We start from the raw sequence: 15,505 nt of genomic DNA on the forward strand, positions 1-15,505 counted from the left end.
AAATAGAAATTTTATAAATATAACTAAAAATGTAGAAAAGGAGAGGGGAAGGGATGTATCCACATGTAAAGAAAGAAACGGAAGGCGGAAGTGAGACCCATTTGGTTCAGTTGGCGTCGGTAGGGCAAATTGCAGCAGGAATTGCCCATGAAGTGAAGAATCCTTTGACTGCTGTCAGAGGTTTTTTGCAGTTGCTGCAGGAGGAACACAATCAAGAGTATTTAAAAATCGCTCAATCGGAATTGAACAATGCACTGATGACCATCGAAAACTTGTTGCAGGTTTCCAAGCCCGATTTGGACAATGAGCCGTTTCAATTGATAAAGATTGCCGTGGAATTGGAATCGTTGATCTCCCTTTTTCAGGATCAAATGTACCGGGTATCGATCGAGAAGAGATTGCTGGATGGCGACGTCACCATCTACGGCAAGCGGAATCAAATCAAAAAGGCGCTGTTCAATTTGCTGAAAAACGCCTTTGAAGCCATTCCCGGGCAAGGCACCGTCAAAGTGGAACATTACGTAGAGCAAGACTACGTCGTGATCATCATCGAGGACACAGGGGTTGGCATTTCCCAGCAAAAGCTCAGCATGCTTGGAACGCCGTTCTTTACCACAAAGGTGGACGGAACCGGGATGGGGCTCACCCAGGTTTACTCTGTCGTGCATGAGCATAAAGGGTTTATCGAAGTACATAGTTCGGAAAATCGCGGTACTGCCTTCATTATAAAACTGCCAAAAGAGTCGAATCGGGAATACGCTGGGGTGACTAACTTGAATGTGGAATACGAGGATGACCAAGACCTGCAAAGCTTTTTTTCGAAAAACCGAAAGCTGTTCGAGAAGCGTCTCCTGAGCGAGGCTGTCACAGTCAAGGACAAAATCGACGAAATTTTGCAAATAGGGAACATCGACTTAGTCGCAAACGCCTATCGGCTCGTTCTGTACGTCGTCGAGGGGCGAGAGCTTGAGATGATTTCCTTTGCGAAACAGGAAGGAGTCGCGTGGGCAAAATATTCCTTGACCCTTGCTTTCAAATTGGAATGGGTCCAGACGGTGCGAAGGGTGCTTTGGGACTTTTTGTACAATTACGACCGGCTGAAAGAGACCGAAGCCGTTCGTGAACATTTTTTCATGCAGGAAAAACGGATTAATAATCTCATTGATCAATTCCTCAATCATTTCTTCGTGAGCTATTCCGAATACAAGGACAAATTGATCCAGGCGCAGAAGGAAATCGTCGATGGGCTGTCGGTTCCCATCATCCCATTGAACCGAACCACGTGCATCCTTCCATTGATTGGTCATATCGACGACCACCGGGTACATATATTGGAGGAAAAAGTCCTCCATTATATCGGGACATCGAGGATCGAGAGCCTGATTATCGACTTATCCGGAGTCGTTGAGATGGAGAGCGATGTGATCACCCAGCTGCTGCATTTGATCGATGGCATGAGCCTGATGGGATGCAAAACGGTGGTGACTGGCATGCGCGCAGAAGTGGTAAAAACCATCATTCGAAACGGAATTGCTTTTGACAATAAAGTGACCGTAAAAGGAACGCTGGAACAAGCATTGGGGGATTATCTCCATACATAGCGGTGTTCGAATGCAGCAGCAACATCCCTCAAGGGAAACTTCGCCTGCCCATTTTAAAGGCAGGTGTCGGTTAGCAAAAAGCAGCAGGAGTTCAGGACTTGTCTATAGTCCAGAGCTTCCGCTGCTTTTTCGTTTGGTCAGTTTCATGAACTTGGAAATGTTGACAGAATCTTCGCGTGTTTCCGCAGATTTTTTCGACGGGGCCATCAACCATCTAGCAAAATGGGGCTGCTTGCCTCTTTTCCATTCGACGAAAAAACGGCTGGATCATCAGTCGTGATGCCTATTTAACCCCTGCGAGTTCCTTCGCAGACTGGATATAGCGGGTCAACGTATCCATAAACGCCCGGGCGGCAAACCCCAAGTATTTATCGGAGCGATAGACCATACAGATATCCTGACTGGGGGTAGGATTCTTTAGCGAAACGACCGCAATCGCCTTGTTGCCCAAAGATTCCAAAAGAAGCCGCGGCAGGATACATGCGCCGATCCCTTGCTCCACAAGAGAAAGCAGGGAGGATAAGGTAGTGGTTTCGATATGGGGCTGCAAGCGAAAGCCTTCCTGCAGGCAGTATTGGCTAATCAGCTGCCTGATTTGGTGGTCGGGGGGAAACATGACCATTTTCAAGTCCCGAAGCCGTTCGAAGGCGACCTCCCTTTCCCTCGCAAGCGGATGATCCAAACGGACAGCCAAGGAGAATTCCTCGTGAAACAACGGCACAACCGTCATGCGCTCGTCTGGCGGAGGTGTCGTCGTGACGCCGATATCGATGGAGCCGGCTGCCACCTGATCGAGGATTTTGGTCGATTCGATAACGGACAAGGACAATTTGGGGTAAGTCTGGTGAAATTGCACGAGCAACGAATTGAACAGCAGGTCCGCATCCCCTGGCAGGACACCGATCGTAAGCGTGCCGCCCTGTATGTTTTTCATCTCGGCGATCGCATCACGCGCGTACGTGATGTGGGAAAAGACTTGGCGGCTTTGCTCGAGCATGACTTTTCCGGCATCTGTCAAGGCGATTCGTTTTCCCAACCGATCAAATAGGGGAACGCCCAGCTCATTCTCCAGGAGCTTGATCTGTTGGCTGAGATTGGACTGGGTGGTACATAGCTTTTCGGAGGCTCTTGAGAAGTGCATTTCTTCGCAAACGGCCATAAAGTACTCGAGCTGTCGAAGCTCCATGGATCCACTCTCCCGGTAAGAGATCATCACTGCTACTAATGATTATAATCGGAAACACGCGATTGTTGGATGTTTTTGTAAGGCGTACACTTGGTTTGACGGTAAGCACCGCACAGTCAATCAAGGAAATCGGAGGAGATCCATTATGTCGAAAAGCATGATTCATACTGCCATTTCTGTTCGCCAGCTTGCTCTGCATCAGATTCAATCGATTCCCGAGGAATTTTTTGATAAGCAGCCTCCGCAGTTTTCCAATACGATCAGATGGAATGTCGGACACATCGCGTTTTGTCTCGATTACTTTCTATCGCTAGGACTCCCTTACACCTCCAGCCTGCCGGAGAGCTACGCGGCCTTTTTCAATGCCGGGACGAAGCCGGCCGATTGGACAATGGGACCTCCAAGCAAGGAGGAGCTGGTCCAAGCTTTGTCGGCCCAGCTGGCGAGTTTATCCGAGATCTCCTCCGACTTGCTTGGGAAAAATCTGGAAACCCCCTTTGAAATGGGACCGCTGCGCTTCGAAACGGTGGGTGAGGTATTCAACTTCGCATTCATCCATGAAACGATGCACGTCGCGACCATATCCTGCATGTTGAAAGTGCTGCAGCACGAACCAGATGGGGAGCGGTGAAGTCATTCGCTATTTGTCCCGCTACGGTTCGGATCGTGTTTCCCGGCTTGCCATCCTGTCCGGCACTGCGCCGTTTTTGCAAAAGACGGAGGACAATCCGGAAGGGATCGAACCGAGCATGTACGATCAAATGGTCGAGAGGCGGACCCAAGATCGTCCGAAATGGTTCGCCGACAACGCCCCCCCATTTTTCGGTGCAGGCTTGCCAGGGATTTCCACATCGCCGGAACGGATGCAATGGGGCGTGCAAATGTGCCTGCAATGTTCGGCAAAAGCTACGATCGACTGTTGCGAAGCCGTTTACCAAACGGATTTTCGAGCAGAGATGACGGACATAAAACTGCCGACCTTGATCATCCACGGAGATGCCGACCAGTCGGCGCCCGTCCACCTATGCGGCAGAAAATCGTCGCAGCTCATCCTAGACAGTCGGTACATCGAGTATGAAAATGGACCGCACGGATTATTCATTACGCATGCAGACCGCCTGAATGCCGACCTGTTGCATTTCATTTGCGGTTCGTCTCGCATGGCAGCGCCAGCCTCTCGTTAGGCTGGCTTTTTCATGGCCAGAAAGTGCCTTCGCCGCACCCCAGATTTCAATTTCCAGCAGAAAGCGGCGATGGTAAAATCGAAAGGGAAATGGAAGTTCGTGAAGCGAAAATGGACCACTACTTACCGCACGGAGCGTGATGAAGATGACAAAGATGAGACGGCTGCCTCTGTTCGCATGGATCTTCCTTCCGATCACATTGATGGTTTCCTTCGTTTCCCCTGCATCAGGCGCCAGCCCAGTCCCTGTTCTCGAATACCACTCCATCCAGGACAACCAAAAGGACCCGTATTGTGTGGCCCCAGCCAAATTTGAAGAAGAGCTCAGATCGATCCTGCGCATGGGATACCATCCGATTACCGCTACGGAGCTCTTGCAGATGTGGACCAAGCATCAAGCCGCCGTGCCCAAGCCTATTTTGTTGACGTTCGATGACGGCTATGAGGACAACTATACTCACTTGTATCCAATCCTGAAGAAATATCACGTCAAAGCAACGATTTTCCTGGCTACATCCTTCATCGGCCGCCCGAACTTTTTGACGTGGGATGAAATCAAGCAAATGCAGCAAAGCGGAATCGTCGATTTCGAATCGCATACCGTTCACCATCCGAATTTGCTGAAGGAGAAGACAGATGAAGTCAAGGCTGAATTTGAGCAATCCAGGAAGGTCCTGGAGGCGCACCTGCACAAACCGGTTCGCGTATTGGCGTATCCTTTCGGGAATCACAAAACATACATGTACCCCATGCTGAAAAAGGCAGGCTATCAGATGGCTTTCGATTCGGATCCAGGGTTGGCCAGCGAAAAGCAAGGGATGTTCGCATTGCATCGGATTGAAACGACAACGGATCGCTTTTTCCCCATTGGATAAAAGCCGCTGTGTGCTCGAAAGTTTCAGGTACGATTCCCCCATATATGTCAGAATGAATAGAGGGGAGTCACATAGCTGGATTGTTCCCTGGTCATCCTACCATCAGGAGGGATGATGATGGATCACGATTTGCAATTGATGAAGGAATTGACAGAGACGGCGGGACCCCCGGGATTCGAGATGAGGGTGCATCGGTTCATGAAGGAGCGCCTCTCTCAAATCACCCCCAACACGCAAGAGGACAATTTAGGGAGCATCGTAGGACAGCATGGAGATAGCGGCCCGAAGATTTTGATGGCAGCTCACTTGGACGAAGTAGCTTTCATGGTCACCCACATCACGAAGGACGGGTTTCTCCGCATCCAGGCGCTTGGGGGCTGGTGGGGGCATGTCATGCTGGCTCAACGGGTGAAGGTTTTGACTCGAAAGGGAGATCTTACGGGCGTCATTGGATCGAAGGCCCCTCATGTCCTTTCCATCGAGGAAAGAAAAAACGTCCTGGACATCAGCAATATGTTTGTGGACATTGGAGCGACAAGCAAGGAAGAAGCGGAGAGCTTTGGTGTCGTGGTCGGCGATCCGATTGTTCCGATTTGTCCTTTTGAAGTATTGCCCAACCCCAAAATGCTTATGGCCAAAGCGTGGGACAATCGAGCCGGATGCTACGTCACCCTGAAAGTGCTGGAGCAAATTCAAAATGAATCGCATCCCAATACCGTCTTCTGTGGAGCTACCGTCCAGGAAGAGGTCGGGCTTCGCGGCGCTGTCACCTTGTCTCATCAGATTTCACCGGACATTGCGTTTGCATTGGATGTCGGCGTGGCGGGCGACACCCCGGGAATGAGCCAAAAAGAGGGGCATTCCAGATTGGGCGGAGGACCTCTGCTCGGTTTTTACGACAGCAGCATGATTCCGCATTTGAACCTGCGTGATTTCGTCATCGATACGGCGAAAGAACATCACATTCCGTATCAGACGGACATCATGCCAGGGGGCGGCACGGACGCGGGCAAGTTCCATATGACTCACAATGGCGTGCCCTCCATGGTCATCAGTGTGCCTGCCCGTTACATTCATAGCCATGTCTCCATCGTGAGTCGCGATGATTTGGATCTGGCTGTGAAGCTGTTGGTAGCGTTGATCAAGAAGCTCGACGAAAAAACCGTCAAGGAAATCAAGGGAATGGACAGACGGATTTAATAAAGAGGAGCCTACTGCATGATTGATGGCAAGGGGCTCCTTTTTTGTGGAAAACAGGCCCCGATCGTACCCAGAATAGCCCACTATGTGCAGGAGAGACTAGTACTGTTCATGCAACCCTACTGGAGGTGGTTTTTCTATGAATAAACTCACCCTTGCCGCACATGAATCGATGGAGCTCCATGAAGCCCTCAATTTCAAAACGCTTTGCCTGGCCAAATCCAAGCTGATGCAAGGGCTCGTTTTCGATCAGGAATTGAAGGCACTGATGCAGAAGGACGTCGAGCAATCCATTCAAGCGATAGCCGAGCTTCAGGCCGTCTACAAAAAGGCCCCGTTCGAAGCGCCTGTCCCTCAAAATCGTCCGACTCCCATTCTGAGTTGAAGGAGTGCTTCCCGTGAACGACTATCAAGATCCGAGCAATTCGCTTCACATGCCGGAAATGGCGGATATGACGTTCGCCATGGACTTTCTCATTCGTGCCAAAGAAGGCGTCCGCAATACTGCCATTGCCCTGACGGAAACGGTAACCCCGGAAGCGAGAGCGGTCCTGCGAAAGCAGCTTCACCAAGGAATCGCCCTTCATCAAGAAATTGCGGAGCTGATGATCCGAAAAAAATGGTTCCACCCATACGAACTGAATGAACAGTACCAACTAGACCAGCTGTCGGCTATGAATACTGTCCAGATAGGGCAAATGATGCTTTTCCCAGAGGATACCTCTCGCAAAGGCATGTTTGATCGGACGCCGGACGAGGCGTAAAGGGGGAGGAACGAGAGATGAAAGCCGTGACGTACCAAGGGATTAAGAACATCGCGGTCAAAGAAGTCCCGGATCCGAAGATCGAAAAGCCGGACGACATGATTGTCAGGCTCACGAGCACCGCAATTTGCGGGTCGGATTTGCATTTGCTGCATGGAATGATCCCCAATCTGCATGAAGACTATATTATTGGACATGAGCCGATGGGCATCGTGGAAGAAGTGGGTCCCGGCGTGACCAAGCTGAAAAAGGGCGACCGTGTCGTCATTCCATTCAATATCGCCTGCGGAGAGTGCTTTTATTGTAAAAACCATTTAGAGAGCCAATGCGACAATTCCAACCAGAACGGAGACATGGGCGCGTTTTTCGGCTATACAGGCACGACAGGCGGTTATCCCGGAGGTCAAGCGGAGTATTTGCGGGTGCCCTTTGCCAACTTCACCCATTTTAAGGTGCCGGACGACTGTGAAGTAGAGGACGAAAAGCTGTGCCTGATTGCAGATGCCATGACAACGGCTTTTTGGAGCGTGGATCATGCTGGCGTCAAAAACGGCGATACGGTGATTGTCCTGGGCTGCGGGCCGGTTGGCCTTCTCGCCCAAAAGTTTTGCTGGCTGAAGGGCGCAAAGCGTGTGATTGCGGTCGACTACGTCGATTACCGCTTGCAGCACGCGAAGCGAACGAACCACGTGGAAATCGTCAATTTTGAACAAGAGCAAAATATCGGGAACTACTTGAAAGAAATGACGCAAGGGGGCGCGGACGTCGTCATCGACGCCGTGGGCATGGATGGAAAAATGTCCGATCTGGAGTTCCTCGCGAGCGGCCTGAAACTGCAGGGAGGCGCATTGGGGGCCGTGATCATCGCTTCACAAGCCGTGCGCAAGGGAGGAACCATCCAGATTACCGGCGTTTATGGCGGGCGATACAACGGGTTTCCGCTCGGTGACATTATGCAGCGCAATATTACCATTCGCTCCGGACAAGCCCCGGTGATCCACTACATGCCGTACATGTATGAGCTCATCACGACGGGCAAGGTGGATCCGGGGGACATCATCACCCACGTGATTCCATTGAGCGAAGCAAAACGCGGCTATGAGGTTTTCGACACGAAAACGGACAATTGCATCAAGGTCATTCTGAAACCGTAAACCGATGAGAAGGGGGGGAGCACCGCGATGGCCTACGGATTGCACGAGCAGCTGGAGGTGCACGAGATTGCCGCATTCAAGACCCTTTGCATGACCAAGTCCAAGACGATGCAAGCTTTGGTATCGGATGAAGCGCTCCGACAAATTCTCGCGGACGATGTGGCAGTGTCTACACGTCAGCTTCAGGAGCTGGACACGATTTTGTCAAAAGCGACTACATAGGAGGAAGTAGCGATGACTGGCATTCTTCAAAGTTTGGCCGGTATGGGTGGTCTGACAGATCAGGTAGTGGCCATGGACTTGCTGATCTCGGCAAAGTCTGGCGTGAGGAATTATGCAATGGCGATCACCGAGACCGGCTCGCCGGAGATCAAAGCCACACTGGCGAAGCATTTGGACGAGGCAATTGACCTTCACGAAAAAATCAGCACGTATATGATCGAGCGGGGCTGGTATCACCCCTGGAATGTGGACGAGCAGATCAAGCTGGACCAGCAAAATATTCAAACCGCATTGAATTTGCCATGAAGCACCTCACGGGGTGCTTTTTTCTTTTGGGAGTTCTCCCGATTCATATGGAGTTCACATTGGCATAGTAAGTTGATTTCGGGAAACAAAAGTGTGAGAAATTGGGAGGAGAATCCAATGAAAAAAGTCATATTGCGTATCGTTCTTTATTTGGCCATGGTAGTTCTCGTCGTAGGCGGAAGTGGAGTCCTCGGCTATATCGCCGAGCAAAAAGCGTATTGGTACGCCTTTCGTCAGGAGCCAGTCCCTTTGGGGTTGCAGCCGATTTCGATCCCGAAATACGATCCGAAGAAGCCGACAGCGGCGGTTCTGTTGGGAAGCGCATCGACTGAAGTTTTCGATTTTATGGTGCCGTACGAAATGCTCGCCATGACAGAAGCTTACAACGTGTACGCTGTAGCTCCCACCAAGAGTGTGACGCCGCTCACTGGCGGACTCGACCTGATGCCGCATTATACGTTTGACGAAATGGATCAACTGTTGGGCAAGAGTCCGGATCTGATCGTCCTTCCCTACATGCCGCTCGGTGATCCGGAAAAATATCAGCCGGTGCGACAGTGGATTCAAAAGCACTCCCACACCTATATCCTGAGCATCTGCGGGGGTGCGATCAATCTGGCTGATTCAGGCTTGCTGAAGGGCAAATCATCCACGGTCCATTGGCAGTACTTCGATCAGACCAAACGCTTTTTCCCGGAGACGAATTGGATCCGAGATCAGCGGTATGTAATCGGTGCCGAGAAGATGGTTTCTTCGGCTGGTCTGACATCCGGGATAGATGCCACCCTCTATGTCATCTCCAAGCAACTGGGGGAGGATAAGGCCAAACAAATCGCTGAGACATTGAAATACCCGTCCTACCACTTTGTTCAACACCCGCAAGTCGATCCCTATTCCATTGATGGGAACGAAATCGTTTATTTGCTGAATCAAGCCTTCCAATGGAACAAGAAAAACATAGGTGTCCTCCTCTATGACGGCATGGATGACGGGGAGCTGTCTACAATCTATGATACGTATGCCGCGTCTGGTACATCGAGGGTGATCTCGCTCGCTGAAACGGTTCAACCCATCGTGACCAAGCATCATCTGAATTTGATTCCCAAATACGCAATGAAAGAAGCACCGGACCTGGATCGACTGATCGTCCCGGGCAAAGAGGCGGAGGCATTGGCGGCGGGGGCTGTGAAACAATGGAGGGAAAAAGCAGGGGCAACGAAGCCGGAATTTTTGCATCAAGGCTCGGCTGACCGATTCATGTTCGATGCTCCCCTTGAGGATTTGGCTAGGCAAGAGGATCAACTGACAGCCAAGTATGGGACCAAACGGCTTGAATATCGAGCGAATTCCTTGCGTTTCGAGGGGATGCCATTCTCTGTGGAATCGTTCGGTGTACCTCTACTGCTTGCTATTTCTGCGCTCGCAGCAGCCTTCCTGATTGAACGACGGTTTATCGGGAAGGATGGCAGGCAGATGGCAAGCCAGAAGTAACCCCGGCGACGTTTACCTTCCTTCTTCCCTCATGAGCTTCACCGTGGTTCAAAGGAAGGGCGTCAACCTTGATGCTGCCTGAGGGCGAAAAGCCCCTGGAGAGTGCGATCGACTCACTGCCCATTCGGAAGGAAACACGCTATCCATCGTTGAATGCGTGTTTCCCTGTACAAAGGGCCAAATACTGGGGGAGGCTGATTACAGATACGAGCCCCCGCTGGCATCAATACACTGGCCGGTGATCCAGCTCCCGTCCGGCGAGGCGAGAAATGCGGCAATGCTCGCGATGTCTTCTGGCTGTCCCCATCGGCCAAAAACGGAGAAATTCGCACCGAACTGCCGCATATTCGGATCTTGGAGCATCCCCGCATTCATGTCGGTTTCCACAAATCCCGGGCAAATTGCGTTGACTGTGATTCCGCGCTGTCCAAGCTGCTTGGCCAGCGTGAGTGTCAAACTATTGATCGCCCCCTTGGACATGCTGTAGGCGAGAATATCCGGAATCGCAATCCGGGTAGTTGCGGATGACGTGTTGATGATGCGCCCTCCATTCCTGAGCCGCGGCAATGCATGCTGGATCAGGAAGAACGGCGTTTTCGCGTTGACGGCCATCACTTGATCGTAAGCCGCCTCCGTCGTTTCCTCGATGGAGGACATCAGGGCTGCCCCCGCGTTGTTCACGAGGATATCCAACCGGTTTTCTCCCGTGCGCGCTTGCAATTCGGCATCAAGCGCCTCGTACAACGCCCCGATGCTTCCTTCGACGCGAAAATCAGCCCCCAATGCGAAAGCCGATCCGCCTTCCAGTTCGATGCGGCGAACCGTTTCGTCTGCAGCATCCCGATTGCTGCCGTAATGGACGGCGACCATCGCGCCTTCCTGCGCCATCCGCAACGCGATAGCGCGCCCCATTCCACGACTGGCTCCCGTGACCAATGCGATTTTCCCTTGCAACATACTCATGGATTCAGCTCCTCACAATCCGTTCTAGACGACTGCACAGCCTTCATGTGCATTTGAGTCGTCCTGTAGATGGTTATATCATGGAGTCTGTTTTGAAATGTTGCTGCCATATTGCAAGGGGAGAAGCGGGAAATGCCATTCAAACATGAAAAGCAGTCCCTTTGCGGTACCACGACGCATGGGGACTGCTTGTTTTTGGGCTTTACGAAGCGGATGTAGATTCCCCGCCAGTCGGTGCGGCTTTCCGATTCAGGACACCGCCCAGCAGGAACGTCCCGAGCGAAACTGCCAGGCACGCCGCAGCGAAGTAGCCGATCGACGAATAGCCTCCGGCGTAGGCATACAGCACCCCGGCCAACCATGCGCCCAGCGTATTTGCGCCGTTCATCGTCGAGTTGGCGAGACTGGAGATCGTTCCGCGAATGGAGGCGTTCATTGAAGTGAGCGCCCCCATGACGATCGGGAAGATCACCCCAAGTATGCCGAAAACAACCAGAAATACGATCGTCACGAAAGAGAGGTTCGGCAATTGTGGCAACACCGTGTACAGAACCACGAGTGACGACATTCCTGCCGCTACTGCTTTGATATCTCCCAGCCATTTTGTTGCATAGGGGCTGACCATGCTTCCGAGCAGCGTGCCAAATCCGAGGAACATCATGACGGTACCCACCTCCCCGATAGGCATTTCGAAGCGGTCGGACATCCACTTGCCTGCGAAGGCGAACGCTGTTCCGCTACCCAGGTGAAGGAGCAGGTAGGCAAGAAAGCCGCTCCGAGCCCTTCCGCTTGTCAGCAGCGGGACGTATCGTCCGAGAATCGATCGAAGGCCCCCCTTGCTCATGCCGGGTTTCATGTCGGGAAGCAGGAAAAAGGCCAGCGCGACCAACAGCAAAGAAGCGGAGCCAATCGCCCAGAAGGGGACAGACCAGTGTGCAGCCGCGAGCCAGCTTCCGATCGGAACACCTAGCGCTTGGGAGGCAGCGAGCCCCCCGAATGCAATACCCATCGTCTTTGACACGCTGGATGCCGGCATGACAACCGGAATGGAGGCCCACACCTGGGGTGCAGTAAACGCTGCGCTGACCCCGGCCAGGAAGCGAAACAGGCACATCGTCCAAAAGCTGTCCGCAAATCCGCATAAAATCGTCGACACAGAGAATCCAAGCAAGCCGCCGAGCAAAACCGTTCTCCGGTTCCAGCCATCGGACAGGGGGCCAGCGATCAAGGCGAATACGGCCGAACCGAGCGTGTAGGCGCCAATCATCCACCCGGCGTTACCCGTCGATACGCCGAATTCCGTCTGCAGAACCGGCAGCAAGGGAGAAATCAGGAACGTATCTGTGCCAATCATGAACATGATGAGGAAAAAGAGGGCGATATACTTCCCCATGGTGCATCACTCCTATTCAAATAGTGTTGCTTGCAGGATCTATCGTAAGACATAATGGTGACAGAACCTGTCATTGATTCTCTTTCTGATAAAAAAATAGGAGGGATGGGCATGCCCAAATCCCAAAGGCTAATGGAACTGATGATGGCCGTCAACCGCAAGCGGCGGTTCAAGGTCCAGGAGCTCGCCGACGAGTTCGGTGTCTCCAAGCGTACGATCCTACGGGACTTGCAGGAGCTGAGCGAGCTTGGAGTCCCTCTATACTCGGAAGTAGGGCCAAACGGGGGGTATCAGGTGCTAAGGGAAAGGGTGCTGCCTCCCATCGCATTCACGGAGGAGGAGGCCGTGGCGATGTTCTTTGCTGTTCACGCCTTGCGTCATTACTCGTCGCTGCCATTCGAGGCCGAATCCGTTTCGGCATTGAAAAAGTTTTACCTGCATATGCCCGGCGACGTGCGCGATCGCATCGACAGCATGAAGAATCGGGTCGACTTCGTCACACCGACAAGGCGGGGAGACGCCCCATGCTTGTCCGTGATTCTCGACGCGGCTGTACATCAGAAGGTGCTCCTCATCGAATACGAGTCAAAGGAGGAGGGGGAGAGCTGTCGGCGGATTCAACCCGTCTGTATTTATGCAAACAACGGCTTGTGGTATTGTACAGCTTACTGTTTTCTGCGCGAGGGCTTCCGTGTGTTCCGGTGCGACCGGATACGGGAAGCGATCGATGACCCGGGCACAGTGCCGCTAAACCTCGGCGACATTCGCCAAAGCCGTCGGGATGCCGCAGAGCCATCGGATCCCATCCGCCTTCGAGCTCAGCTGAGCCGAGCCGGTGTCCAGCGCTGCGAAGCCGAGCTGTGGCTAGCCCCCATGCTGCAGGTCCGCGACGATGGGAGCGGAACGATTGATCGCGATGTGTCGCGAGGGGACATCCCTTTTTACACGGAGTTTTTCATCGGACTGGGAAATGAAGCTGTCTTGGAGGGACCAAAGGAATTGAAAGAGGCGATTCGGCAGAGGCTTGCCGAGATGCTGGCACGATACCAGTGAATGGACTTCCGATGAGAATGGGAGGGGAGGTAAGAAAAAAGCCTTCACCTAAAGGTGAAGGCAAACATCAGTCAGCAGGGCTATTATTTTCTGCAGCACGCTCTCCTGGGGCGGAGAACATTTGATTTTGTTCTCTTTCCATTGCAGCAGATTCATCCGGTGAAGTGTTTTGGATTGCTTCCGATGCTTGATTAACAGTCATTGCTGCAGGTGTTTCATGTTCATCGCGATTTGCCATAGTTAGGTCACCTCCTCATCAATCATAATTTGCGCAAGTGTTGGGAGGATTATCCAAAATGTAAGGTGCATTTGATCACCGAGAGTTGGATCGTTTTCGTTCCTAGTATCGCTATCAGTAGCGAGGAGAAGGAAAACGGAAGCTTTCAATGGAAACCGGATAAAATGGTAGCTGGAACGCAACAATAATGGAAAATGCGTAGCAAAGGGATGAATCCATTTGCCTTACTGGCTGCAGGCTATCATCTTGTTTTTGGCGGCAAACGTGTTGTTTCGAATCAGTGGAAAACAGTCGATTTCATCCATGAGAGTGGATGAGGTGGTCATTATGATTGGGCTTGCCTCCGTTTTGGTTGAGCCCCTCAAATCAAAAAATTTGTGGATGTGTATTTATACTGGAGCCATTCTGATTTTTCTCATGTTGGGCATGACGTATTTGGAAATTTTTTTTCCCAGGTTGAAACGGTGGGTGATGGGAGATCCGATCGTTCTGATCAAGAATGGAGAAATGAATCTCCAGAATTTAAAACGAGCTCGAATGACTGTGGACGAGCTTAAAATGCGGGTACGTGTTGAAAAGATTGCGGATATATCCCAGATACGGTTTGCCACGCTTGAAGCAAGCGGTAGACTCGGAATTGACTTGGACCCTGAATACGCGGTTGCCACCAAGAAAGATATTGAAGATCTAAAGCAAGCGATTCAACTAATCGGTAGTCGATTAAACACTTCTGTACAGTATACGATCCCCCCAACCCATCCCGAAAAGAATCTCTTTATCCAGGCCGATCAAGTGCAGGAACAGGATCCGCTGCAATAAATGCTTTCAGAGAACGGTCACGGGGAAAATACATCCGACAAAACATAAATCAAGCAGCGGGTGTGTACTGCGAAAGGTATTGAGGCGGATAACGCCTTAAAACCAAATCCAATTCATCAAAAAAAATTGATGTAATGCTTGCGTGATCCTGGAAAACGTGCATATAATTAAAATATCAAAAAAAATTGATGAATGAGGTTGTATCCATGAACCATCCCAAACAAAAACTGGAGCAATATGAGAAGAAATTCAAAGCCCTCGCCGATCGGAAGCGCTTAGAAATTATGTATGAGCTTTGCCAGAGAGGAAAAACATGTGTCTGTGATCTTACGGAGGTATTTGATATGCCACAATCGAAGTTGTCCTATCATCTCAAGATTTTGTTGGATGCAAACCTCATTCGTAAGGAAACAAAAGGCACTTGGAGTTACTACGATCTGAATGATGCCGAAGTGAATCACCTTTTATCGGAAGAGCTCTGCTGTATATTCAGGAAAACCGGTAAGGGCAGCTGCTGCTAATTTTTTTAAGCATTTCATTAATTTTTTTTGATGAATACAATTTGGGGAGGAACTTGAAATGAAGTATGCTCATGTAGGGATTCACGTGACAAATCTCGAGAGTTCCATTGTGTTCTATCAGAAGTTATTCGCGGAGAAACCAGTAAAAGTAAAAGCAGATTACGCAAAGTTTTTGCTAGAAACTCCGGGACTCAATTTCACATTAAATCTTCGGGACACCGTCGGCGGAAATCAAGTGAGCCACTTTGGGTTTCAAGTGGAGAGCGCTGAGGAAATCACCATTCACAAGGAGAGGTTAGGAAAGGAAGGCTTCCTGACACGTGATGAGATGGACACAACTTGTTGCTATGCTTTGCAGGACAAATTCTGGGTCACAGATCCGGATGGCAATGAGTGGGAATTCTTTTACACAAAGGCAGATCGTGACGTTCGAAATAATGCCTCCTGCTGCGCAGATTCAAAAGTTGAAGTACGTAGCGCATCTTGCTGCTAAACTCATAAGCCCGGTTTCAATATTTTTGTGGGCCATCCTCTAT

Annotated in this window: 19 protein-coding genes; 15 read left to right on the forward strand and 4 right to left on the reverse strand. The window is 51.1% G+C overall.

Annotation, left to right across the window (positions count from 1 at the left end; all coding sequences use genetic code 11):
* Positions 1–53 precede the first annotated feature (53 nt).
* Complete coding sequence (locus RGB73_RS15080) at positions 54–1,601, forward strand: ATP-binding protein (RefSeq protein WP_310773970.1); 1,548 nt, start codon at positions 54–56, stop codon at positions 1,599–1,601.
* Between the two features lie 283 nt (positions 1,602–1,884).
* On the opposite strand, the gene RGB73_RS15085 is transcribed toward RGB73_RS15080, so the two are convergent.
* Complete coding sequence (locus RGB73_RS15085; protein ID WP_310773973.1) at positions 1,885–2,787, reverse strand: LysR family transcriptional regulator; 903 nt, start codon at positions 2,785–2,787, stop codon at positions 1,885–1,887.
* Between the two features lie 145 nt (positions 2,788–2,932).
* Here RGB73_RS15085 and RGB73_RS15090 point away from each other — a divergent pair, with 145 nt between their 5' ends.
* From RGB73_RS15090 to RGB73_RS15135, 10 genes are all read left to right on the forward strand, one after another.
* The gene (locus RGB73_RS15090; protein ID WP_310773975.1) at positions 2,933–3,418 is read left to right on the forward strand and encodes a DinB family protein; all 486 of its coding nucleotides are present in this window, start codon (positions 2,933–2,935) and stop codon (positions 3,416–3,418) included.
* Positions 3,405–3,971, forward strand: a complete 567-nt coding sequence (locus tag RGB73_RS15095) for an alpha/beta hydrolase (RefSeq protein WP_310773978.1) — start codon at positions 3,405–3,407, stop codon at positions 3,969–3,971. The genes RGB73_RS15090 and RGB73_RS15095 overlap by 14 nt, the downstream gene beginning before the upstream one ends.
* A 145-nt stretch (positions 3,972–4,116) precedes the next feature.
* Entirely contained in the window at positions 4,117–4,845 is a 729-nt protein-coding gene (locus tag RGB73_RS15100; RefSeq protein ID WP_310773981.1) for a polysaccharide deacetylase family protein, read from the forward strand.
* 117 nt (positions 4,846–4,962) lie between these two features.
* Positions 4,963–6,045: a M42 family metallopeptidase gene (locus tag RGB73_RS15105; protein WP_310774326.1), complete on the forward strand. Its 1,083-nt coding sequence runs from the start codon at positions 4,963–4,965 to the stop codon at positions 6,043–6,045.
* A gap of 139 nt (positions 6,046–6,184) precedes the next feature.
* Positions 6,185–6,430 carry a spore gernimation protein GerQ gene (locus RGB73_RS15110; RefSeq protein WP_310773984.1) on the forward strand — a complete coding sequence of 82 codons (246 nt, stop codon included), beginning with the start codon at positions 6,185–6,187 and terminating at the stop codon, positions 6,428–6,430.
* 49 nt (positions 6,431–6,479) lie between these two features.
* Positions 6,480–6,809 (forward strand): spore coat protein, encoded by a 330-nt coding sequence (locus tag RGB73_RS15115; protein WP_310774329.1) that lies wholly within the window; start codon positions 6,480–6,482, stop codon positions 6,807–6,809.
* Positions 6,810–6,826: 17 nt separating this feature from the next.
* Entirely contained in the window at positions 6,827–7,963 is a 1,137-nt protein-coding gene (locus tag RGB73_RS15120; RefSeq protein ID WP_310773985.1) for a zinc-dependent alcohol dehydrogenase, read from the forward strand.
* Positions 7,964–7,990: 27 nt separating this feature from the next.
* Entirely contained in the window at positions 7,991–8,185 is a 195-nt protein-coding gene (locus RGB73_RS15125; RefSeq protein ID WP_310773987.1) for a hypothetical protein, read from the forward strand.
* Positions 8,186–8,197: 12 nt separating this feature from the next.
* The gene (locus tag RGB73_RS15130) at positions 8,198–8,491 is read left to right on the forward strand and encodes a spore coat protein (RefSeq protein ID WP_310773991.1); all 294 of its coding nucleotides are present in this window, start codon (positions 8,198–8,200) and stop codon (positions 8,489–8,491) included.
* Between the two features lie 117 nt (positions 8,492–8,608).
* A complete protein-coding gene (locus RGB73_RS15135; protein ID WP_310773993.1) occupies positions 8,609–9,982 on the forward strand; it encodes a DJ-1/PfpI family protein in 1,374 nt (457 codons plus the stop codon).
* 198 nt (positions 9,983–10,180) lie between these two features.
* Here RGB73_RS15135 and RGB73_RS15140 read toward each other — a convergent pair whose 3' ends face one another.
* Together RGB73_RS15140 and RGB73_RS15145 are read right to left on the reverse strand one after the other, a co-directional pair.
* Positions 10,181–10,939 (reverse strand): SDR family oxidoreductase, encoded by a 759-nt coding sequence (locus RGB73_RS15140; protein WP_310774331.1) that lies wholly within the window; start codon positions 10,937–10,939, stop codon positions 10,181–10,183.
* 208 nt (positions 10,940–11,147) lie between these two features.
* Positions 11,148–12,338, reverse strand: coding sequence for an MFS transporter (locus RGB73_RS15145; RefSeq protein WP_310773995.1), 1,191 nt, complete (start codon positions 12,336–12,338; stop codon positions 11,148–11,150).
* A 111-nt stretch (positions 12,339–12,449) separates the two neighbouring features.
* Here RGB73_RS15145 and RGB73_RS15150 point away from each other — a divergent pair, with 111 nt between their 5' ends.
* Positions 12,450–13,391, forward strand: coding sequence for a helix-turn-helix transcriptional regulator (locus RGB73_RS15150; RefSeq protein WP_310773997.1), 942 nt, complete (start codon positions 12,450–12,452; stop codon positions 13,389–13,391).
* Between the two features lie 67 nt (positions 13,392–13,458).
* Here RGB73_RS15150 and RGB73_RS15155 read toward each other — a convergent pair whose 3' ends face one another.
* Positions 13,459–13,629: a hypothetical protein gene (locus tag RGB73_RS15155; RefSeq protein WP_310774000.1), complete on the reverse strand. Its 171-nt coding sequence runs from the start codon at positions 13,627–13,629 to the stop codon at positions 13,459–13,461.
* A gap of 219 nt (positions 13,630–13,848) precedes the next feature.
* Here RGB73_RS15155 and RGB73_RS15160 point away from each other — a divergent pair, with 219 nt between their 5' ends.
* From RGB73_RS15160 to RGB73_RS15170, 3 genes are all read left to right on the forward strand, one after another.
* Positions 13,849–14,448, forward strand: a complete 600-nt coding sequence (locus tag RGB73_RS15160; RefSeq protein WP_310774004.1) for a DUF421 domain-containing protein — start codon at positions 13,849–13,851, stop codon at positions 14,446–14,448.
* Positions 14,449–14,654: 206 nt separating this feature from the next.
* Positions 14,655–14,969: an arsenical resistance operon transcriptional regulator ArsR gene (gene arsR / locus RGB73_RS15165; RefSeq protein ID WP_310774007.1), complete on the forward strand. Its 315-nt coding sequence runs from the start codon at positions 14,655–14,657 to the stop codon at positions 14,967–14,969.
* 58 nt (positions 14,970–15,027) lie between these two features.
* Positions 15,028–15,462: an ArsI/CadI family heavy metal resistance metalloenzyme gene (locus tag RGB73_RS15170; RefSeq protein WP_310774008.1), complete on the forward strand. Its 435-nt coding sequence runs from the start codon at positions 15,028–15,030 to the stop codon at positions 15,460–15,462.
* The last annotated feature ends 43 nt before the right edge of the window (positions 15,463–15,505 follow it).

Source organism: Brevibacillus brevis, from assembly GCF_031583145.1.
In the GTDB taxonomy this organism is placed as follows: domain Bacteria; phylum Bacillota; class Bacilli; order Brevibacillales; family Brevibacillaceae; genus Brevibacillus; species Brevibacillus brevis_E.